Raw genomic sequence first — 21157 nt, 5'->3', positions numbered from 1 at the left:
CGCGATTTGGAGCACTGCAATGAACGATCTATTCAACTCATTCATGACCGGACCTGACGAACAGGGGCGCTTTGGCGACTTTGGCGGACGGTTCGTCTCTGAAACCTTGATGCCGCTGATCCTGAGCCTCGAGGCCGAATACGAAAAGGCCAAGACCGACGACAGTTTCTGGGCCGAGATGAACGATCTGTGGACCAACTATGTGGGCCGCCCGTCGCCTTTGTATCACTGCGAACGCCTGACCGAACACTTGGGCGGCGCCAAGATTTACATGAAGCGTGACGAGCTGAACCACACCGGCGCGCACAAGATTAACAACGTTCTGGGCCAGATCATTCTGGCACGCCGCATGGGCAAAACCCGCATTATTGCCGAAACGGGCGCAGGCCAGCACGGCGTTGCGACGGCGACGGTTTGTGCAAAGTTTGGTTTGAAATGCGTGGTTTACATGGGCGCGCATGATGTTGAGCGCCAAGCGCCAAACGTATTCCGCATGCGCCTGCTGGGGGCCGAAGTTATTCCCGTCACCTCGGGCCGTGGCACGCTGAAGGACGCGATGAATGATGCGCTGCGCGACTGGGTAACCAATGTGCGCGACACGTTTTATTGCATCGGCACGGTCGCGGGGCCACACCCGTATCCGGCGATGGTCCGTGATTTCCAGTCGATCATCGGCAAAGAAGTTCGCGATCAGATGATGCTTGCCGAGGGCCGTTTCCCTGACACGCTGATCGCTGCCATTGGTGGTGGATCAAACGCGATGGGCCTGTTTTTCCCGTTTTTGGATGACAAAGAGGTCAACATTATCGGGGTCGAGGCTGGCGGCAAAGGCGTGAACGCCAAGATGGAGCATTGCGCATCCCTGACCGGCGGGCGCCCCGGCGTTCTGCACGGCAACCGCACGTATTTGTTGCAAGATGACGACGGTCAGATCCTCGAAGGGTATTCGATTTCCGCTGGTCTCGATTACCCCGGTATCGGCCCCGAACACTCGTGGTTACACGATATTGGCCGCGCGCAGTATGTGTCGATCACGGATGTTGAGGCGCTTGAGGCGTTCCAATTGTGCTGCACGCTTGAAGGCATCATTCCGGCGCTGGAACCATCGCACGCACTGGCCCACGTGATGAAGATTGCGCCGGAATTGCCCGCCGATCACATCATTTGCATGAACATGTGTGGGCGCGGGGATAAGGATATCTTTACCGTGGCTAAGGCGCTGAATTTCGAGATGGGTGAGTTTGCCTGAGGTAGAATTCTGGGATCTAGTGTGGAAAATCTGTGTTAAAATTTTTTGCGAAATACCGAACAAGCTCGAAATTTTTGAGCAGAGTCGCCGAAAATATCGGTGTCGAAACGAAAATTTTCAAAACCTCATTGACAGAAATGGGTGTGAACTTTTCCCATCTAGAGAAAGCATTTTTGGAAGACGACTTGGAGCTTGGTGAAGAAGTCCGTTTGAAAAGATTTTGCATGCGGCTCATTCCGGTGGCTCGATTGGGTGCTGCAAAGCTACGCATCAAATTCGGGGATTTATCCGAGATCGAAAACCTTTCTTTCAAAATGATTGATTATCAAGAAGCAAACATCGGTGTTGTTTATAATCCTGACGAATATGGACGTGAACACCTGTTTCGCTGACAAGAGGGTATCCTCGAAAATAGAGATTTTTACTTATTTTTTTCTTCAGACCCCATAGATCTGCAAAACCTCCAACGGCACAATCTCAAGCGCGCGTTTATGCGTCGCTTCTAAATGCACTCTTGGGGCGGCGCCTTCGTCGTGGGCCTGCAAAAAACGGCCCGCGCACAGGCACCACGGATCACCTGCCTTGAGGCCTGCAAATCCGTAGGCGGGTTGAGGGGTGGACAGGTCGTTGCCGAGGTATTTGGACAGGGCGAGGAATTCGGCTGTCATCACCGCGCAGACCGTGTGGCTGCCTGCGTCTGCGGCGCATGTATTGCAGTGGCCGTCGCGGAAAAATCCGGTGACGGGGTCGGTGCCGCAGATCGCCAATGGGCCGCCTAACACGTTGATGCTGTCATCGGGTTCCATGATTTATCCTTTGGCTGCTGCGGTGATTTGGCGAAACATATCAATGTGTTGATCGGACACTCCGTCATCGCGGAATTGTTTGTCGGCCCCGGTTGTGACGATCACGACGCCTGCCGATTTGTCGATGTAAACGTACTGCCCATAGATGCCGCGGCCCATGAATTCATCGCCAGCAACCGCGCCCACGGGCACCCACCATTGATAGCCGTAGGCGAATTCCCCGGCCTCGGTTTTAGCGCTTGGCGTTGTGGATTCGGCGACCCAAGCGGCAGGCACGATTTGCTGGCCGTTGTAATTGCCATCTTGCAAAATCATCTGCCCGAACCGCGCATAGTCACGGGTGGTGACGTTCAAACCGCCCAAAACAAACGCAACGCCAACGCCGTCCGTCAGGTAGTAGGGCGACTGTTCTAACCCGAGTTTCGAGATCAATTTTTCCGTCATCAGGTCAGGAATGGACCGCCCCGTTGCGCCGCGCGCGATCATGCCAACGACGTGGGTGTCGATCGAGGTGTAGTTCCATTCCTGCCCAGCAGGCGCGTAAGTTTCGGTCAGACCCGACGCGAAATCGTCCATTTTGCCGCCCAACGCCAGCACGCGGCCCATGCGGTTGATGTCCGAATCGTAGTCCAGATAGTCCTCATCAAAGGTGATGCCGCTGGACATTTGCAACACGTTGCGCACGGTGGATGCGTCGTATGCGCCACCCTTTAACGCAGGGGCGTATTTGGTTGCTGGATCGTCAAGCGAGGCGATCGCGCCTTCGTCCACAAGGATGCCGAACAGGGCCGAAAGGTAACTTTTGGCGACAGACCAGCTGATGCGCCGGTCGTTTTCCGAGGTGCCTTGGTAGTAGGCCTCGTGCAGGATTTCGCCGTCTTTCAGGACCAGCGTCGAGGTCACCGCGCGCCCCGTCACCCAAGCGTCATAGGCGGCGGGCATTTGCATGTTCACGCCTTTGGGCAGGGGCGAAACCGGCCCGTCGCCACGTGGCAATTCGACGTTCAAAAAGGCTGCGTTCATGTTGGAAAAGTTCGAGACGATCTTGTCTGCATCAAACAGTGAATTCACGGCAAGCAGGCGGGTGATTTCTTCGCGTTTCCAGAGGCCTACGGCGACGGCGGCCAATACCAGAACCAGTAAAACCCGGCCCACCCATTTGAAAATCTTGCGCATGAAAGTCTCCTTTGATCGTCAGTTAGGCATGGGGATGGGCAAAGTGCAAAGGCAACCTTGCGTTAGATAGAATGGGTCCAGTTGACCCAGCGGCCGTGGAAATCGGCGCGCCCAAGGTGCAGGTCGATATCGCCGGGCCACAGACGCAGGCGCAGGGCGGCCCCGACGGCTCCGGTTTTGTCGCCATCGGTTTCCATCGACAACCAGGCAAGCGGGGTATCAGAGGTGGCTTTGACCCCTGCGGCCTCGATCAATTTGGTGCCACGGGCTTGGGCCTCAGCCGGGAAATACTGCCACGCAACCGTGTGCTGGATCAGGTGCAAATGCCCCTGCGTGGGGTTTTCCAAGCGTGTTTCGAGCCAGTCAATTGCGTCACCTTGTTTGACCTTGGTGGTCATCGCGGCGGCCGCAGCGGTGGTCAGCGCCAAACGGTGCGGTTGATCCGCCCACAGGTAGGCCGTGAGGCGCAACAGGTCGTCGGCATTTGTCGGATCAAGCGGGTTCAGATCGACACCGGCGCGCGATAACACTTGCGCCGTCGCATGCGGGGGCAGGGGGCCGTCCCAATCGGGGGTCAATTCTAACGCTGCATTCGCAGGTCCAAACACCGTGCCGGCGATGCGCAAGGCGAACTGGTCCCACATCAGATTTAATCCACCACTGGCCCCGAGTTCCGAGATCACCAGCGGCTTGTCAAAATGCGACAGGGCCACATGTGCACCGGCAATCAGCGCGCCAGAGCGGCGCACTTCGTTGGTTTGAGGCGGGCTTTTGGTCCACTCAAGCAGAAAGGGTTCGTGATCGCGAAGCGCTGTTTTGATCGCGGCGCGCAGGGGCGCGTCATCAACGTCGTTGGGCGGGTAGGCGGCGATCAATTCGGCGCAGGCCCGCGTCAAAACCAGCGCGTGCAGGCCCGCACCAATGCGCAACGGCAGCGAATGACCGACAGGGCCAACGTCACCGGTGTAGGCGGCCATGGCTTGGCCGAGGGCGGTGTTTACGTCCCAATCTTGCGCCAAAATCCCCAAGATCCGGCCCATCAGGGGGGACCCCATGCGGGTGCAGGTTTCGGATTGATCAATGAAGGCTTCGATCAAGCTCATTTGAAACGCTCCATCAATTTTTGCATCGTTGTGCGCGTGTCGGGTTCAGGTTCGAGTTTGAGTTCGGGGGCAGGCGTTTTTGCCTGTGCTTGCGGCTTTGGTTTGCCTGCTTTGGTGCCTGTGCTTTCGCGCTGCGGCGAGACGCGCATGCCCACGGCGTTCATGAATTTGGCAGGATCACCTGCGGCCAAAAACGGCGCCCCGTCAGAGCAGCCGCGCAGCACATCGTCCAGCCAATCGTGATCTGCTTTGGCAAAATCATGCAGCACAAAACCCGGCACGCGGTCTTTGTGGCCGGGGTGGCCGACGCCCAAACGCACGCGTCCGTAGTCGGCACCGATGTGCGCGTGGATCGATCGCAACCCGTTGTGGCCTGCGTGTCCGCCGCCGATTTTATGTTTCACTTTGCCGGGTGCCAGATCGATTTCATCATGCAAAACAACCACATCACCGGGGGCGAGTTTGTAAAACCGCATCGCGGCGTTCACCGATTGACCAGAGTTGTTCATAAAGGTTTCGGGTTTCAACAGCACCGCGCGATCAGAACCAAAACGCCCCTCGCTGACCAGCCCGTTGTGTTTGGATTTCCACGGGCCAAAGCCATGATCCGCCGCAATCCGGTCCAGCGCCATAAATCCGATATTGTGGCGATGCCCTGCGTATTTGGCACCGGGATTGCCAAGCCCAACAATCAATTTCATGCGCGTGCTCCTTTGTCTGTCGCCCTTTTACACGCGAAATTGGGGACACTCCACCACATGCGGGGCACATGTTGGGCGCGCAGAAAAAAACGGGGCCCAGTGAAGGACCCCGTTTTCAACACATCGCCAATTGGCTGCGCGTTTATTCTTCGGTTTGGGCTGTTGCTTCAACCGCGTCTGCTGCAACTTCTTCGCCGTCATCATCGTCGTTGTCATCGGAACGCAAGCTGGATGGGGCGGCAATGTTGCCGACAACAAAGTCACGGTCGATTGTTGGCTTTGCACCGGCTGGCAGCGTGATTGCTGACAGGTTGATGGTGTCGCCAACTTCGAGACCGGCCAAATCGACGGTCAGCGTGTCAGGAATGTCACCCGCCGTTACGATCAGTTCGATTTCTGGACGCACAACAGACAAAACACCACCGCGTTTGATACCGGGGCATTCTTCTTCGTTGATGAACTCAACCGGAATGAACAAGTTGATTTTTGTTGTACGCTTGAGGCGCATAAAATCGACGTGCGTTGGCAAGTCTTTTACAACGTGGCGCTGAACGTCGCGGCAGATGACGCGAACGTCTTCTTGGCCTTCGATTTTCATGTTGAACAGCGTGGACTTAAAGCGGCCAGCCTTCAGCATTTTCAGCAGTTTGTTGAACGGGATGTTGATCGGCAGCGGGTCTACGTCGCCACCAAAAACAATGCCCGGAACCATGCCATCACGGCGTGCCTGACGAGCGGCGCCCTTGCCTGTCCCCGTCCGTTCCAGAGCTTCGAGATCAGGAATCTCTCCAGCCATAGTATTCTCCAATATTTTCTCGGACCATAGGTCCGGTGTAAGTCATCAGGACGCCTCCAAGGCTGTCGTCCCGCGTGAAGTCGCGCACATACAATGGAAATGGCGGTTTGAAAAGGCGTTTCGCGCCTCAAACTTTCGATAGGCGGCCACAAATGCCACTTGGCAATTGCGCGGCCCTCTGTCACGGCTCGTTTATGGGGCTTAAACACGATCTTTACCTGTCGCGCAAACCGCTTGCTGGCTTTGTTGTCATTGGCCTGGCATGGGCCAGCTTTTTCGCACAAATGCCTGTGATCAAAGCAAATTTAGGCGCGTCTGATGACATGTTCGGAGGCATTTTGCTGGTGGCAGCCCTTGGGGCATTGGCGGCGATGTGGTTGGCCCCGCTGGCGGACCGTCTGGCGGGTGCATTTTCGTTGCCTTTGGGCGCGGCCTTGGTCGGAGCCGGGTTCTTTTGGGGCGGGGCGTCGTCCAATCTGGTGACTTTCATCATCGCGCTGATGATGGCCACGGCCGGATCAGGAATCATCGACGTGTTGGTGAATGCCCGCATCGCCGGGATCGAGGCGCGCTCAAAACGCAATTTGATGAACCTGAACCACGGTTTGTATTCGTTTGCCTACGCGGGATCGGCGTTGTTAACCGGTGCTGCACGCGAAGCAGGCTGGGCCCCGACGCAGGTGTTCAGCGTGTTGGGCGTCGCGGTTCTGGTGCTGTGTTGTGTGATGTACGGGCGCGATACCGACACCGGGATTGAACCCGAAACCAGCAGCGAAGGCACCGTTTCCGTCGTGTTTGTCTGGCTGATCGGCGGCATCGTCATGATGGCGTTTCTGGCCGAAACCGCGAGCGAAAGCTGGTCGGCTTTGCACATCGAACGCACGCTGAATGGCGGTGCGGGCGAGGGGGCGTTGGGCCCGGCGTTGTTGGGGTTAACCATGGGCATCGGGCGGCTTAGCGGGCACATTGTGTCGCGCTACGTGGCGGATCGGGTGTTGATCGCGGTGGCCTTGGTGATGTCGGGATGCGGGATCGCGTTGGCGGCCTCGGCACAGACAATACTGATGGCCTATGCGGGGTTTGCGTTGGGCGGTTTGGGCATTTCGGTTGTGGCACCTGTGGCGCTCGCATTGCTCGGTCGCTCGGTGCCGGCAGAGGCGCGCATGGCCGCGATCAGCCGCGCATCTGTCATCGGCTACAGCGCCTATTTCCTCGGCCCACCGTTAATGGGTTTCGTGTCCGAAGGGCTGGGATTGCGCGCCGCATTCTACGTCGTCGCGGGCTTGTTGATCGTGGTGGCGATCACGCTGGTGCCGCTGCTGACACGCCACGGCAGGCGCGTTTAGGGCTGCAAATGCCCACCCGCATCAAGGATCCGTTGATAGAGCGCGAATTCAGGCGCACGGGCGGCGCGCAGCTGATCCTCGACCGCTTGAGATAGCGGCGCGTCCATCGGAGGAGATACATTTTTCTGCTTGAAAACAATCGCTTCTCCGAAGGCCTCGTGCAGAAATCCGCGAAACACCGGCTGGCGTTCGTAGGCGAACAGGTGCTTGACGAGCACCTCGCCTTTGGCGCTTGTCAGGAAATTATACTGGCTGCCGATGCCTGCAAAAACCGGCGGCTTGTCGGCAATCACACCCAGCACAAAATCGTCAAAACTGCACCCGCCTGTGCCCTTTGGTGTCCCTGCTTGGCGCGGGCCAGAGCGGTAGCGAAACCAGCTGCGAATTTGTTCGATCGGATCACGCATCACCGCAATCGGGTCCGGTGCGATTGCGAATGTGTCGTGCAAAAACGGCGCGATTTTGTTGCGATAGCGCAGGGCGGGCGTGTGCTTGCGCCCCTTGGTCAGGATAATGTCGGCCTTGTGTTTCAGCGCCATTTCCACGGCCGTTGTGCCGGTCTTTGGCACCGCAAGAAACACAAGGTTTTGGTCTGAAAACACTAACATGGCTTAGGGATACATCGCTTTGTTCAGTCTTGCCAGCGTCCTTCGAAATCCTGTGGGATCAGCAGGTTTTGCCGTCCTAAATCAGTGACTTGGGTTTCGCCGCACAGCGCCATTGTGGTGTCGAGTTCGCGGTGAATGACGTTCAGTGCCTCGGTCACGCCAGCCTCGCCCATCGCGCCCAAACCGTAGATGTAGGCGCGCCCGATGTAGGTGCCTTTTGCGCCCATCGCCATCGCTTTTAGCACGTCTTGGCCGGACCGGATGCCGCCGTCGATGTGCACTTCGATTTGGTCGCCAACCGCCTCTAGAATGGATGGCAGCGCGCGGATTGACGACAATGCGCCGTCCAACTGGCGCCCGCCGTGGTTGGACACGATGATCGCATCTGCACCGACTTTTAGGGCCATTTTGGCGTCTTCGGCGTCGAGGATTCCCTTAAGGATCACCTTGCCGCCCCATTGTTCCTTGAGCTTGGCGATTTTGTCCCAATCCAAGGACGGATCGAACTGTTCTGCCGTCCACGCGCCCAGGGATGACGCGTCGCTGATCCCGTCCACGTGGCCGACGATGTTGCCGAATTCACGCCGCTGCGCGCTGAGCATTTCGATGCCCCACGACCATTTGGTGGCCAAGTTCGCGATGGATTTCATGGTTAACTTGGGCGGGGCGCTGAGCCCGTTTTTGATGTCTTTGTGCCGCTGCCCCAGAATTTGCAAATCAAGGGTGATGACCAGCGCCGAACACTTGGCCGCCCGCGCCCGTTCGATCAGCCGCGACGTGTAATCGGTGTCGCGCATTGTATAAAGCTGGAACCAGAAGGGGGCGGTTGTCGCCTCTGCTACGTCCTCGATCGAGTTGATCGACATGGTCGACAGCGTGTAGGGCACACCGAATTTTTCAGCCGCACGCGCTGCTTTGATTTCGCCGTCGGCGTGTTGCATGCCGGTCAACCCGACAGGGGCAAGGGCAACTGGCATCGCCACATCCGTCCCGATCATTTGCGTGGCTGTCGAACGCCCCGTCATGTCGACGGCGACCCGTTGGCGCAGGCGGATCTGATCAAAATCAGACGTGTTTTCGCGGAATGTCTGTTCTGTCCAGCTGCCGGATTCGGCGTAGTCGTAAAACATGCGCGGGACACGGGCCTCGTGGATGCGTTTTAGATCCGCGATGTTGGTGATGATCGGTTTGGGAAAGATCGACATGGTGAAGCCCCGTTATTGGTTAGGTTTAATTACCAATTTGGGAAAATCAGCACAATGTTTAATTAAGTTCGAAATTGCACTTGTTTAGTGCGATATCGCATTATACTAAATGGTACGAAATCGAACCAAAGGAGATTCGCGATGAAACTGTCCCGACGCAAAACATTGTCCTTGATCGGTGGGGGCGTCATTTTGGCTGCTGGTGCGGGTGGATATGCCGTGACCCGCACGCCGAAAACCGCACTTGCCCCGTGGGCCGCTGCCGGTGATTATACCGAGCCGCGGATGCAGGCGCTGAGCTATGCGATCCTTGCGCCGAACCCGCACAATCGCCAGCCGTGGTTGGTGGATTTGCAGGTCGATGGGCAGGTCACGCTATACGTTGATCAAACCCGTCTGTTGCCGCACACCGACCCGTTCAGCCGCCAAGTCGTGGCCGGTTTGGGCTGTTTTCTGGAACTTTTGACGCTGGCCGCCGCCCAAGACGGCTACGCTGTACGCCTCGATCTGTTTCCCGATGGTGAGGACGCGAGTGGCTTGGATGATCGCCGCGTCGCGGTCGCGTATTTTGAACAAAGGGCAGGGATCGCAGAGCCCGAATTATTCGCCCAAATCCCACATCGCCGGTCATTGAAGGACCCCTACGACGTGGACCAACCAGTCGCTGATGACACATTGGCGGCGGTTCAAAGTGCGGTTGCGCGCGGATCGCAGGTGGGTGGCACAACGAACGCCGCACGCGTAAAATCGTTGCGTGAATTGACCGTGCAGGCGTTTGAAATCGAATTCGAAACCCCGCGCACCTACAAAGAAAGCGTCGATTTGTTCCGTATCGGCCACCGCGAAGTCGACGCAAGCCCGGATGGTCTGGATTTCACGGGGCCGTTTTTCGAAACCCTGCGATTGAGCGGGCAATTCAGCCGCGAAGGTGCGTTGGATCGCGATGGGTTTAGCTATAAAACCGGGCTGGATCTGGTGCGCGATACGGCGCGCACGGGCATGGGTTATGTTTGGTTAACGACTGCTGGCAATTCGCGGGCGGATCAGATCACGGCAGGGCGCGATTGGGTGCGTCTGAACCTTGCGACTTCGGCGCTTGGGCTAGGGGTGCAACCGATGAGCCAAGCCTTGCAAGAATTTCCGGAAATGGCCGCGCTATACGCCAAAGCGCATGAAGTGCTGGCCCCGGGTGGCGGGACCGTGCAAATGTTGGGACGGTTGGGTTATGCTGAAACGCCGGGCCAAAGTCCGCGCTGGCCAATCGAGAGCAAAATAATAAATGCCTGAAAACAATCCCTTCCCGCTGTTTGAGATCTTTAACGAGATCGGGATCATCGAACAACTGAGCCGCGCGCGGCTTGAGGCGCGGCTGCCGGACGGGATGATCGCGCCGCATTTTTCGGTGTTGAACCATTTGATCCGCGTGGGCGACGGGCCGACGCCGATCAAACTGGCGCGCGCGTTTCAGGTGCCGAAAACTTCGATGACGCACACGCTGAAGATGCTGGAAAAGCGCGGAATGGTCGAAACACGATCCAACCCTGATGACGGGCGATCAAAGCAAGTTTGGTTAACGCCAAAGGGGCGCGAGACGCGGGATCAGACGATTGCGGCCCTCGCGCAAGACTTTAGCGAGTTGGCGCAAGGTATTGATATGGAGGCGCTAATCGCGATCCAGCCAGCGTTGACGGGCCTGCGCAAACATCTGGATGCAAGCCGCGACAAATCTTAGGCGCGGTGTGCGCCGTCTGACAGGGTTTTCACAAAGGCCAGCACGTCTGCGACGCTGTCACCGTTGGCGATTTTGCTGACGATCGCAGAGCCGACAACGGCCCCATCCGAAATCGAGGCGATGGCTTGTGATTTTTCCGGGGTGTTGATCCCGAAACCTACGATCACCGGAATATCTGTCGCCGCTTTGATGCGCGCAACTTCGGGTCCGACGTTGGTGGCTTCGGCCTCGGCGGCACCGGTGATGCCGGTGATCGACACGTAATAGACAAAACCGGAGGTGTTTTGCAGCACCTTTGGCAGGCGTACATCGTCAGTTGTAGGGGTCGCCAAACGGATGAAATTCAGGCCCGCAGCTTGGGCCGGAATGCACAATTCGCTGTCTTCTTCGGGGGGCAAATCCACCACGATCAGCCCGTCGATGCCAGCGGCCTTGGCGTCAATTAGGAACTTATCAACGCCGTGGCTGTAGATCGGGTTGTAATAGCCCATCAAAACGATTGGCGTGGTGTCATCGCCTTTGCGAAATTCAGAGGCCAGTTCCAGCGTGCGGTTCAACGTCATGCCGCCATCAAGCGCGCGTTGTCCGGCCAGTTGGATCGTTTCACCGTCGGCCATCGGGTCCGTGAACGGCAAGCCAAGTTCGATGATATCAACGCCGGCGTCCGGCAGCCCTTTGACGATCTCTAAAGATGTCGCAAAATCGGGATCACCGGCCATAATGTAGGATACAAACGCCTTCTTGTTGGCGGCTTTTAGTTCTGCAAATTTGGCGTCGATACGTGTCATGGTGGTGGCCCTTTTTGGTCGTGTTGTCCCGCAATGCCAATTTGGGGGCAGAAAATCAATCGCAATAGCGCACGCGGTAACCTTGCGTGCCTTGCACGTGCGCGCGTCCCCCCCTAAAAGCGCCAAAATGGATATAGTCGGGAGACGTCGCTATGGGCTTTAAAATGGGTATCGTTGGCTTGCCAAACGTGGGCAAATCCACGCTTTTCAACGCATTGACCAAAACCGCAGCGGCGCAGGCGGCGAATTTCCCGTTCTGCACGATTGAACCCAACGTCGGCGAAGTTGGCGTGCCCGATGCGCGCCTTGATAAACTGGCCGCGATTGCGTCGTCCAAAACCATCATTCCGACGCGCATGACCTTTGTGGACATCGCAGGGTTGGTTAAGGGCGCGTCCAAAGGCGAGGGCCTTGGCAACCAGTTTCTGGCCAACATTCGCGAGGTCGACGCGATTGCCCACGTGTTGCGCTGCTTTGAAGACGGCGATGTTGTCCACGTAGAGGGGCGCGTTGATCCGGTCGCGGACGCCGAAACCATTGAGACCGAGCTGATGCTGGCGGACATCGAATCCCTTGAGAAGCGTTTGCAAAACGTCGGGCGCAAAGTGCGCGGCGGCGACAAAGAGGCCGTTGATCAGGAACGCTTGATGAAAATGGCGCTGGCCGAGCTAGAAGAGGGGCGCCCCGCACGCGTTCTCGACATCGACGAGGATGACGCAAAGCAGTGGCAGATGCTGCAATTGCTGACGTCCAAGCCGGTTTTGTACGTGTGCAATGTCGGCGAGGCCGAAGCGGCTGAAGGCAATGCGCATTCTGCCGCGGTCGCCGAAATGGCAGCCTCGCAAGGCAACAGCGCTGTCGTGATTTCAGCGCAAATCGAAGAAGAAATCAGCCAGTTGGAACCTGACGAAGCCATCATGTTCCTTGAGGAAATGGGCCTGAACGAGGCCGGTCTGGACCGTTTGATCCGCGCGGGCTACGAATTGCTGCACTTGGAAACGTACTTTACCGTTGGCCCCAAAGAGGCGCGCGCCTGGACCATTCCTGCGGGCACATCAGCGCCCAAAGCGGCCGGCGTGATTCACGGTGATTTCGAAAAAGGGTTCATCCGGGCCGAAACCATCGCCTACGATGATTTTGTAACTTTGGGCGGCGAAGCGCCATCCAAAGAAGCGGGCAAAATGCGGGCCGAAGGCAAGGCATACATCGTCAAAGACGGCGACGTGCTGCATTTCTTGTTCAACACCTAAGCACCGCCTAAACGCAATTCCAAGACGTGCAAAAGCGCAGCCCCATGACGAGGCTGCGCGTTTTTGTACGCGTTTAGCGGCTGTCGTTGTTTGGGCCGATGCCGTAGGGGTTTGTGTAGGCGTAGGTGCCCGAGGTGCTGTTTTTGCTGCGTGAGCTGAGCGATGTCAGAACGGCGACGGCTTGTTCGGTTGCGGGTTCAACCTGTTGGGCAGACTGAGCTGTGTCAAACCGCAAGTCGTCATAACGATCTGAATTGCCAGCAAAGGCGGATGTTGCGATCAGGGCTGCAACGGCGGAAGTAATGAACAGTTTCATAGTTTTGATCCTTTTGGTGTCAGCGGCAAAAGCGCCACTCTTGTTGTCCTCTGCCACTCAAATTGGGGATGTTTTGCGGGGGTTTCAAAACACGTATGATCACCGCCCTGTGTACTGGGGGGGATGTGGTGAAATGGATCACGCGTCGATTTCGATTGTTACATTTGTGCTGCTTGATAAAAGGCGAAATGCCCGCAATTCTCGGGCCAAGATCACGAAAACCACTGTCCTGTCACAGAGTGGTGAGCCTGCCAAATTGCCGTTGATGTCAAAGGTTTCGAAGGTGATTTGCCGCTGTCTCGCGCCAATTGTGAGGAATGTTGCAAAACCATGTGGTGTGCACCGCGGGAAATTCGTGAAAACGTCGACACAAAACCCGCAAATCTGGTGTTTGGCGTGTGCTGACCTCGTGGCCAAGGCGCTTAACAGGTTGCCGCAAGCTGGACGGGGTGCAACGGCCAAGTCAGGAACAAAATGGCGGGATTTGAAACGCCTGTCTGTTCCAGTGTCGCAAGCAGCGTGTCGACAGAACACTGCGCGGTGATTTGTTCCGGCTTTTGGGCGTGCGCAACGATATCAACGTCAATGAACTTTGCCTGCCCCGACGCGGTTAGGTGATCGACTATTTTTGCGGCCGCACCGACGCCCATGTAGACCGCAACCCGTGTGCCGGGGCGCAAAGTTGACAACCAGCTTGGTGATTTATGCGGGTCTTCGGATTGGCCGGTCGCAAACACAAGAGTGTCGCAGGTGCCGCGTTCGGTCAAAAAACCACCAATGGCTGCGGATGCGGCACTGGCAGACGTGACGCCGGGGACGATTTCATAAGGAATATTGGCCGCAGTCAGGGCGTCAACCTCTTCGCGTCCGCGGGCAAAAACACCCGGATCGCCGCATTTTAGACGAACAACGCGTTTGCCTTGGCGGGCCGCAGACACGATGACGTTGCTAATTTTATCCTGTGGCCAATGGTGACAGCCCGGGGCTTTGCCAACGTAAACCCGTTCAGCGTCGCGGCGCGCGAGCTCTAGAATTTCGGGGTCAACCAGCCGGTCATAGTAAATCACGTCAGCCTCTTGCAGGCGCTGAACACCGCGCAAAGTGATCAGATCTTTGGCACCGGGGCCTGCACCAACCAGCGCGACGGACCCGGTTTTCGTGTCCCCAAAGGTGCCGGTATCAATGGCCTGTTTGATCATCAGCGCCGCGTTGCGTTCACCGCCGCGCGCATGCGTGTCGCGCACGGGGCCGTTGAACACCCAGCGCCACAAATCGCGCCGGTCCCGTGGCCCAAGGCGCAGTGCTGCGCGGTCCCTAAGGCGACCGGCAATCGAGGCAAGATCACCCAAGCGGGGTTCAAGCAACGTTTCCAGCTTGGTCTTGATTTGGCGGGCCAGAACGGGCGCGCTGCCTTCGGTGCCGATGGCCACCACAACCGGGCTGCGATCAACAATCGAGGGTGTCAGCGCGTCGCATAAATCGGGCTGGTCGACCACATTCACCGTGGCACCTGCGGTTTTGGCCAGCTTGTGCAGGCACGCATCCAACGCGGGGCAGCCGGTGGCCACGAACACCAATGCGGTGTCGGCGAAACTATCAGGCGTGATGGCCCCGCGCTGCCAATCGATGCGTCCGGTGGCGTGCAAATCGGCCAATTCGGGATCCAGATCTGTGGCAAGAATGGTGATCGCGGCCTCGGTTTTTAGGATCAGACGACATTTCTGCGCGGCCTGTTCGCCGCCGCCTGCGATGACGACGCGGCGGCCTCGCATCTGCAAAAACATTGGAAAGGTCTTCATGCTGTTTTTCCTTCGGATGTGTGACGCTGGTCCCAAAGCGTTAAGGCCAGCGCGTCGCACTCAGAAACCGTGTCGCGCGCACCAAGCGCCCACAGCGCCAAAGCTGCGGTGCCGGTAACGGTCGCTTGGGCAAAGGTGTCACGCTGCGCACCCGCCCAAAGTGCGACGAGATCAACGGGGTGATCAGGGTCGTGCAAACGGCGCGTGTCGTCGATTGATGCAGGGGCAACAGTGGCAAGCTCCGCACCTGCACGTAGCCCGAATACAGTGGTGTCTTTGGCCGGATTGCGTTCAAATTCGCCGCCACCACCTTTGATAACGCAAAGGTTTTGATCCCCCAGCAGCGCGGCGGCGCGCGATTGCAAACCGCGATAGGATGGATGAAAAACCCCTTGCACAGAAGCACTTGCCCCAGACGGGTTCCACATGCGCAGCACTGTGTTGATGCAAGATCTGAGGCCAAAAATGTCGCGCAGTCCTAACAATTCGAACGCCACTGGGTTGAGGGCCTCCAGAGAGGTGTAGGTCAACCGCCCGCCGTCGATCCCTAATCTGTCGACTGCTTTTCGCAGATCAGCGCCGCGGCCTTGGTGCGAATTCCACCCGTGCATCGAGACGCGGTAGCCGGCGTCAGACACCAGCCGCGCTGCGAGCAAAAACAATGGCGCGCCTCGGGTTCGACCTGCGGCGTAACACGGCCAATCCAGATCGGCGGCGGGCAAGCTGTACAGGGCAGAGCGTCGCAAACTGCGCGTGAAACCCGCGATTTCGGCGTCTGTTTCACCGCGCAAACGCAAGACCATCAACAAGGCGCCAACAGCTTGGGGTGCGGCGTTTCCAGACAGGATCACTGCCATCGCGTCATCAGCCTCGTCGATGGTCAGACTGCGCGCGCGGCCTTTTCCTTGGGCGACAATGCGAACAAACGGGGCGAGGGTCATTCGGCAGCCAATGGCAATGAGGACTGCGCTAAAATCGTTGCGATTTCCGGCTTGCAGGACCCGCAATTTGTGCCCGCCGATGTTGCCTTGCCCACGCAGTCCACCGTGGCTGCGCCAGCGGCGATGGCACCGCGCACCGTGTTTATTCCGACGTTCATGCAGGCGCACACCGTCTGGCCGGGGTCTGGCTGGCCTTCGCTGACGCGACCGGCCAAAGCGACAAGGGCTGTGGTTTGGGACCCGATCAACGACACGGCGTGCGCGCGCGCAAGGCGCACAGGGTTCGGGCTGGCGAACAGCAGACCGCATAGGTCGGCGCCGTTGTGCACTGCGATGCGGGTTGTTCCGGTTTGCTCGTCATAGACGCACGACAGGTCGGCTGCGGGGGCGTTCAAAATGTGACGCGCAAAAACCTGCCAATCTGGGGGCGTTTCAAGGCCCGCAAGTTCACCCTGCCATCCTGTGGCACTGCGCGCGATTGCGCCATAATCCGCTAGGGTTTCAAGGGGGTTTACGCCGGCTGCAAATGCAAACCATTTGGCGTTAAATTTTTCGATTTCAACGCGGGTGGATTTCAGCGCAGGTTGCCCCGAAACGGGATCCGCCAAGGCAGGGATCAAGGTGTTTGACCGCCCGCCAATACTGCTCTGACAGGTCCAGTGCATCGGCGCAAACAGCTGGCCTTGGCCCACGCGGTCGGTTATCAGAACGCGCAAGATTGACTGCCCCTGAGGGCTGGTTGAGCGCGCAAGATCACCGGCATTCAGCCCCAGTTTTTCCGCGTCCATGGGGTGAATTTCGACGTAGGGTTCCGCCAAATGCGCGCCCAATCGCGGGGCTTTGCCGGTGCGGGTCATCGTGTGCCATTGATCGCGATTGCGCCCGGTGTTCAAGACAAACCCCTTGGGATGATCGGCAACAGGCTGCGCGATCGGCAGCATCCTGGCCCGCCCGTTAGGGTGAAAAAATTGACCATCTGCAAAGAACCGTTTGTCATTCTGTGGCCACTGCGTCGGGATCAGATCGGCGTAATCGGCATCCGAAAAGATGCTGAGATCAAGGTCGCGCCCAAAATCGCGACTGGACTGTGACAAGGCCACATATTCTGCAAAAATCTCGGCTGGTGTGTCGTAGGCAAAGGCGTCTTTCCAGCCCATGCGCTGCGCCACATCGCAGATGATCTGCCAGTCGGGGCGCGTGTTCGGAGGGGCGGGCAAAAACGCGCGCTGTCGCGAAATGCGCCGTTCGGAATTGGTGACTGTGCCGTCCTTTTCACCCCAGCCGGTTGCGGGCAACAGCACGTCCGCCAAATCGCCGGTGTCGGTGTGCGCCATGATGTCCGAGACAACCACAAACGGCACGTTTTTGATCGCTGCGGTCACCGCGTTTACGTCTGGCATGCTGACGGCGGGGTTGGTGGACATGACCCACAAGGCCTTGATTTTGCCCGACGCACAGGCCTGAAATAGGTCCACGGCCTTTAGTCCCGCGTGTGTGCAAATTGTCGGGCTGCCCCAAAAATCCTGAACCCGGACGCGGTGATCCGGGTTCTCGATGTCCAGATGATTGGCCAGCATATTGGCGAGGCCACCAACCTCGCGCCCGCCCATCGCATTGGGTTGGCCTGTCAGCGAAAACGGCCCGCATCCGGCCTTGCCTATCCGGCCTGTGGCAAGGTGACAATTGAGGATCGCGTTGACCTTATCGGTGCCACAAACCGACTGGTTTACGCCCTGAGAATAGAGCGTGACGACCTTTTCCGTACCGCCCCAAAGGGCATAGAAAGCGGCCAGTTCATCACCACTTAGGCCCGAGGTTAGCGGATTGCTTTGACGGGCCTTTTCAATCGCTTCTTGGCACCCGTCGACGTGGTTCGCCACGTAATCCAGATCAAGTGTGCCGCTGTCTGCAAGATGAACGAGCAGCCCGTTGAACAGGGCAATGTCGCCGTCAGGTTTAATGCGCAGATGATGATCGGCGAACCCGCTTGTGGCAGTCTTGCGCGGATCAATATTGACGATGCGCATGGCGGGACGACGTGTTTTTGCGGCCGTGATCCGTTGGTGTAACACCGGATGGCACCACGCTAGATTCGAGCCAACCAGCACGATCAAATCCGCCTCTTCCAGATCCTCGTAGGTGCCCGGAACGGTGTCTGTGCCAAAGGCGCGTTTGTGCCCGGCAACAGAGGACGCCATGCAAAGCCTTGAATTCGTGTCGATATTTGCCGATCCGATAAAGCCTTTCATTAGCTTGTTGGCGACGTAGTAGTCTTCGCTTAGCAACTGGCCGGACACGTAAAATGCAACGCTGTCGGGGCCATGATCTTTGATGGCTTGGGAAAATCTAGAGGCGACCAGATCAAGACTGCTGTCCCAGTTTGATGTCACGCCGCCGATCATGGGGGCCAAAAGCCGCCCTTCAAGATCAAGGGTTTCGCCAAGTGCTGTGCCCTTGGAACAGAGCCGCCCAAAGTTGGCTGGATGGTCAGGATCGCCTTTGATCGTGCCGTCAGCCCCCGCCAAAACCCCGCAGCCAACGCCGCAGTAAGGGCAGGTTGTTTTGGTCAACGTCATGCCACCGATCTTTCGCGCAAGAACGTCGCGTCCAGCAAAACGCGCCCGTCGTGGACGCGGGCAGGGTAGGTCGCGACCTGGCCTTCATCCAGTCCTTGGACCTCGCCGGTTTCCAGTGAAATGACCCAGTTGTGCAGCGGGCAAGTCACCGCTTTGCCATGCACGATTCCGTCCGCAAGGGGGCCGTTTTTGTGCGGGCATGCGTTGTCCAGCGCAAAGACATCGTCAGCGCCTGTGCGAAATACAGCGACGCATCCCAGTTTGGTTTTTACCAGTCGCGCGCCGCGTTTGGGGATGTCGTCAAGGGCGGCGATATCGATCCAAGTGGTCATTCTGCGGCCTCCAATGTCAGGTCCGCCAAGGGCTGGTAGGCCTGCGATTTTTGCGTGACATGTTCGGCCCACGGATCCTTGCGGTAGATGGATTGCGACAGTTCGAACCGGTCGATCAATGCGGCGCGGGTCTCAGCGTTTTCGATCTGTTCAGTGATCCAATCCAGGCCGACTTTGGCCATCCATTTGTAGATCCGGTCCAGATATTTTGCGTGTTCGCGGTACAATTGTGTGACCGCTTTGATCACGTCCATGGCCTCGTCTTGGGTCGTGATCTGGATCAACAATTCGGTCTCGCGCACGTCCATGCCAGCCGCGCCACCGATGCTGATCTGAAAACCGCTGTCGACACAAATGACGCCGATATCTTTGCAGGTCGCCTCGGCGCAATTGCGCGGGCAACCCGACACTCCCAGCTTTAGTTTATGCGGTGTCCATGACCCCCAAAGCGCCTTTTCCAGCTTGATGCCAAGGCCGGTTGAATCCTGGGTTCCAAAGCGGCAGTGATCGGTGCCCACACAGGTTTTCACGGTGCGCAAACCTTTGGAATAGGCATGCCCTGACACCATGCCCGCCTTGTTCAAATCGCTCCAGATGTTCGGTAAATCTTCGCCCTTTACGCCAAGCAAATCAATGCGTTGACCGCCGGTGACTTTGACGGTTGGGACCCTGTATTTGTCGGCGGCATCTGCGATCGCGCGCAGCTCGTCCGGGGTTGTGATCCCGCCCCACATGCGCGGCACGACAGAGAATGTTCCGTCCTTTTGGATGTTGGCGTGTTTGCGTTCATTGATGAACCGGCTTTGCGGATCGTCGCAGTATTCCAGCGGCCAATCAGCCAGCAGATAAAAGTTCAACGCTGGGCGGCACACATGACAGCCACACGATGTTTTCCACCCGCATTCCTGCCAGACCGCGGGCATGGTTTTCAGGCCTTGGCTTTTGATCATGCGGCGCACGTCTTCGTGGGTCATGTCCGTGCACGCGCAGATCGAGGCGGCGGCAGGCAGCACAAAATCATCGCCCAAAGTGACGGCCAAAACCTGTTCCACCAAGCCTGTGCAGGTGCCGCAGGAACCAGAGGCTTTGGTGACCGCGCGCACAGCCCCCAAATCAGTGGCACCCGCCGCGATTGCGTCTTCGATCTGTCCTTTGCAAATGCCGTTACATCCGCAGATTTCCGCATCACGCGGTAAGGCTGCAACGGCTGAGAGCGGGTCCAGCGCGGTCCCTCCCTGATAGGCGGGTCCAAAGATCAGCGTTTCGCGCATGTCACAGATGTCGGTTTTGTCGCGGATCAAGCCAAAGAACCACGAACTGTCGGCGGTATCGCCGTACATGACCGCGCCGATGACGACGTTGTTTTCGATCACGAGGCGGCGATAAACACCACGTGCAGGGTCGCGAAACACGATGTCTTCGCGCCCGTCGCCATCCGCAAAATCACCCGCGCTGAACAGATCGCAACCGGTGACCTTTAGCTTGGTCGACAGTTCTTTTTGCACAAAGGTCGCGTGTTCGTTCCTCAGCGTGGCGGCGGCGACTTTTGCTTGGTCATACAGCGGCGCGACAAGGCCAAAAATCGCGCCGTCGTGTTCAACGCATTCGCCAACGGCCAAAATATCCGCATCCGAGGTGACCATCTGGTCGTCCACGTGAATGCCTTTGCCCACCGCGATGCCTGCGTCTTGGGCCAGTTTTACATTCGGGCGGATGCCAACGGCCATCACCAACAAATCGCACGGCAATTCGGTTCCGTCGTCCAGCATCAGGGCTGTGACGTGACCGTCTTTGCCTTTGATGTCTTTGGAATTGGCTTGGCAGAGAACGGTTATGCCCTTTTCAATCAAGGCCTTGCGCAACAAATACCCTGCGGCCTCGTCCAATTGACGTTCCATCAGGTGGCTCATGATGTGCACCACCGTCACGTCGACGCCGCGTGCGGCCATGCCAGCCGCGGCCTCAAGGCCCAGCAACCCGCCACCGATAACGACGACTTTGTTGTCGGGGCCAAGGCCCATCATCCGCTGCGTGTCTTCGAGGTCGCGGTAGGCGATGACGCCGTCCAGATCATGGCCCGGCAGCGGAATCATAAACGGGTTCGATCCGGTGCCAAACAGCAGCTTGTCATAGGCCAGCACGTCGCCGTTTTCGGCCATCACGGTCTTGGCTGCGCGATCAATCGAGACAACCTTTTCCCCGAAGCGACAGGTGACGTTGTTGGCGGCGTACCAGTCGGGCGTGTGGGTCACGATGTCTTCGTAGGCTTTGTCACCTGACAGCACCGGCGACAGCATGATGCGGTTGTAGTTTCCGCGCGGCTCTGCGTTAAAAAGCGTGATGTCGATGTCGGCGCCGGCCTCTCGCAGATGTTCGATAGCGCGGCCGGTGGCCATGCCTGCGCCGATGACGATTAAAGTCTGTGTCATGTTT

Annotated in this window: 20 protein-coding genes; 6 read left to right on the top strand and 14 right to left on the bottom strand. The window is 57.9% G+C overall.

All coding sequences use genetic code 11. The annotated features are described in order from the left end of the window. Positions 1-19 precede the first annotated feature (19 nt). Positions 20-1249: a tryptophan synthase subunit beta gene (trpB, locus tag ACFIO0_RS10160; protein WP_390915223.1), complete on the top strand. Its 1230-nt coding sequence runs from the start codon at positions 20-22 to the stop codon at positions 1247-1249. A gap of 74 nt (positions 1250-1323) precedes the next feature. Continuing rightward, positions 1324-1641, top strand: coding sequence for a hypothetical protein (locus tag ACFIO0_RS10155; protein WP_390915222.1), 318 nt, complete (start codon positions 1324-1326; stop codon positions 1639-1641). 45 nt (positions 1642-1686) lie between these two features. Here the strand turns inward: ACFIO0_RS10155 and ACFIO0_RS10150 are convergent, their stop codons facing one another. The 5 genes from ACFIO0_RS10150 to ACFIO0_RS10130 form a co-directional block, all read right to left on the bottom strand. Next, the gene (locus ACFIO0_RS10150; RefSeq protein ID WP_390915221.1) at positions 1687-2055 is read right to left on the bottom strand and encodes a DUF2237 family protein; all 369 of its coding nucleotides are present in this window, start codon (positions 2053-2055) and stop codon (positions 1687-1689) included. Between the two features lie 3 nt (positions 2056-2058). Further along, entirely contained in the window at positions 2059-3231 is a 1173-nt protein-coding gene (locus ACFIO0_RS10145; RefSeq protein WP_390915220.1) for a serine hydrolase, read from the bottom strand. 62 nt (positions 3232-3293) lie between these two features. Then, positions 3294-4334, bottom strand: coding sequence for a DUF2332 family protein (locus tag ACFIO0_RS10140; protein ID WP_390915219.1), 1041 nt, complete (start codon positions 4332-4334; stop codon positions 3294-3296). Next, positions 4331-5035 (bottom strand): aminoacyl-tRNA hydrolase, encoded by a 705-nt coding sequence (gene pth / locus ACFIO0_RS10135; RefSeq protein ID WP_390915218.1) that lies wholly within the window; start codon positions 5033-5035, stop codon positions 4331-4333. Before pth ends, ACFIO0_RS10140 begins: the two co-directional genes overlap by 4 nt. A gap of 142 nt (positions 5036-5177) precedes the next feature. Next, on the bottom strand, positions 5178-5831 hold the full coding sequence (locus tag ACFIO0_RS10130; RefSeq protein WP_390915217.1) for a 50S ribosomal protein L25/general stress protein Ctc: 654 nt from the start codon (positions 5829-5831) through the stop codon (positions 5178-5180). Between the two features lie 152 nt (positions 5832-5983). Between ACFIO0_RS10130 and ACFIO0_RS10125 the strand changes: the two genes are divergently transcribed. Beyond that, positions 5984-7177 (top strand): MFS transporter, encoded by a 1194-nt coding sequence (locus ACFIO0_RS10125; protein WP_390915216.1) that lies wholly within the window; start codon positions 5984-5986, stop codon positions 7175-7177. Here the strand turns inward: ACFIO0_RS10125 and ACFIO0_RS10120 are convergent. After that, on the bottom strand, positions 7174-7785 hold the full coding sequence (locus ACFIO0_RS10120) for a hypothetical protein (protein ID WP_390915215.1): 612 nt from the start codon (positions 7783-7785) through the stop codon (positions 7174-7176). The genes ACFIO0_RS10125 and ACFIO0_RS10120 overlap by 4 nt on opposite strands. Positions 7786-7808: 23 nt before the next feature. Then, the gene (locus tag ACFIO0_RS10115) at positions 7809-8990 is read right to left on the bottom strand and encodes an L-lactate dehydrogenase (RefSeq protein ID WP_390915214.1); all 1182 of its coding nucleotides are present in this window, start codon (positions 8988-8990) and stop codon (positions 7809-7811) included. A gap of 141 nt (positions 8991-9131) precedes the next feature. On the opposite strand from ACFIO0_RS10115, the gene ACFIO0_RS10110 reads away from it, so the two are divergent. Continuing rightward, the gene (locus tag ACFIO0_RS10110; protein WP_390915213.1) at positions 9132-10277 is read left to right on the top strand and encodes an Acg family FMN-binding oxidoreductase; all 1146 of its coding nucleotides are present in this window, start codon (positions 9132-9134) and stop codon (positions 10275-10277) included. Further along, positions 10270-10722, top strand: a complete 453-nt coding sequence (locus tag ACFIO0_RS10105) for a MarR family transcriptional regulator (protein ID WP_390915211.1) — start codon at positions 10270-10272, stop codon at positions 10720-10722. The genes ACFIO0_RS10110 and ACFIO0_RS10105 overlap by 8 nt, the downstream gene beginning before the upstream one ends. On the opposite strand, the gene trpA is transcribed toward ACFIO0_RS10105, so the two are convergent. Next, positions 10719-11510, bottom strand: a complete 792-nt coding sequence (gene trpA, locus ACFIO0_RS10100) for a tryptophan synthase subunit alpha (protein ID WP_390915210.1) — start codon at positions 11508-11510, stop codon at positions 10719-10721. The two genes, ACFIO0_RS10105 and trpA, sit on opposite strands and share 4 nt — an antisense overlap. Positions 11511-11662: 152 nt before the next feature. Between trpA and ychF the strand changes: the two genes are divergently transcribed. Next, complete coding sequence (ychF, locus tag ACFIO0_RS10095; protein ID WP_390915209.1) at positions 11663-12760, top strand: redox-regulated ATPase YchF; 1098 nt, start codon at positions 11663-11665, stop codon at positions 12758-12760. A 73-nt stretch (positions 12761-12833) separates the two neighbouring features. Here the strand turns inward: ychF and ACFIO0_RS10090 are convergent, their stop codons facing one another. The 6 genes from ACFIO0_RS10090 to nirB all read right to left on the bottom strand — a co-directional run bounded on the left by ACFIO0_RS10090 (position 12834) and on the right by nirB (position 21153). Then, entirely contained in the window at positions 12834-13076 is a 243-nt protein-coding gene (locus ACFIO0_RS10090) for a hypothetical protein (protein WP_390915208.1), read from the bottom strand. 422 nt (positions 13077-13498) lie between these two features. After that, positions 13499-14875 (bottom strand): siroheme synthase CysG, encoded by a 1377-nt coding sequence (gene cysG, locus ACFIO0_RS10085; RefSeq protein ID WP_390915207.1) that lies wholly within the window; start codon positions 14873-14875, stop codon positions 13499-13501. Further along, the gene (locus tag ACFIO0_RS10080; protein ID WP_390915206.1) at positions 14872-15816 is read right to left on the bottom strand and encodes a glycosyl transferase family protein; all 945 of its coding nucleotides are present in this window, start codon (positions 15814-15816) and stop codon (positions 14872-14874) included. The genes cysG and ACFIO0_RS10080 overlap by 4 nt, the downstream gene beginning before the upstream one ends. Further along, entirely contained in the window at positions 15813-18392 is a 2580-nt protein-coding gene (locus tag ACFIO0_RS10075) for a molybdopterin-dependent oxidoreductase (protein WP_390915205.1), read from the bottom strand. The genes ACFIO0_RS10080 and ACFIO0_RS10075 overlap by 4 nt, the downstream gene beginning before the upstream one ends. Beyond that, entirely contained in the window at positions 18389-18724 is a 336-nt protein-coding gene (nirD, locus tag ACFIO0_RS10070) for a nitrite reductase small subunit NirD (protein WP_390915204.1), read from the bottom strand. The genes ACFIO0_RS10075 and nirD overlap by 4 nt, the downstream gene beginning before the upstream one ends. Further along, positions 18721-21153: a nitrite reductase large subunit NirB gene (gene nirB, locus ACFIO0_RS10065; RefSeq protein ID WP_390915203.1), complete on the bottom strand. Its 2433-nt coding sequence runs from the start codon at positions 21151-21153 to the stop codon at positions 18721-18723. Before nirB ends, nirD begins: the two co-directional genes overlap by 4 nt. Between the last annotated feature and the right edge of the window lie 4 nt (positions 21154-21157).

This window comes from Pseudosulfitobacter sp. SM2401 (assembly GCF_042932805.1).
Taxonomy (GTDB): Bacteria; Pseudomonadota; Alphaproteobacteria; order Rhodobacterales; family Rhodobacteraceae; genus Ascidiaceihabitans.
This window is presented reverse-complemented; position numbering and strand designations above follow the sequence as displayed.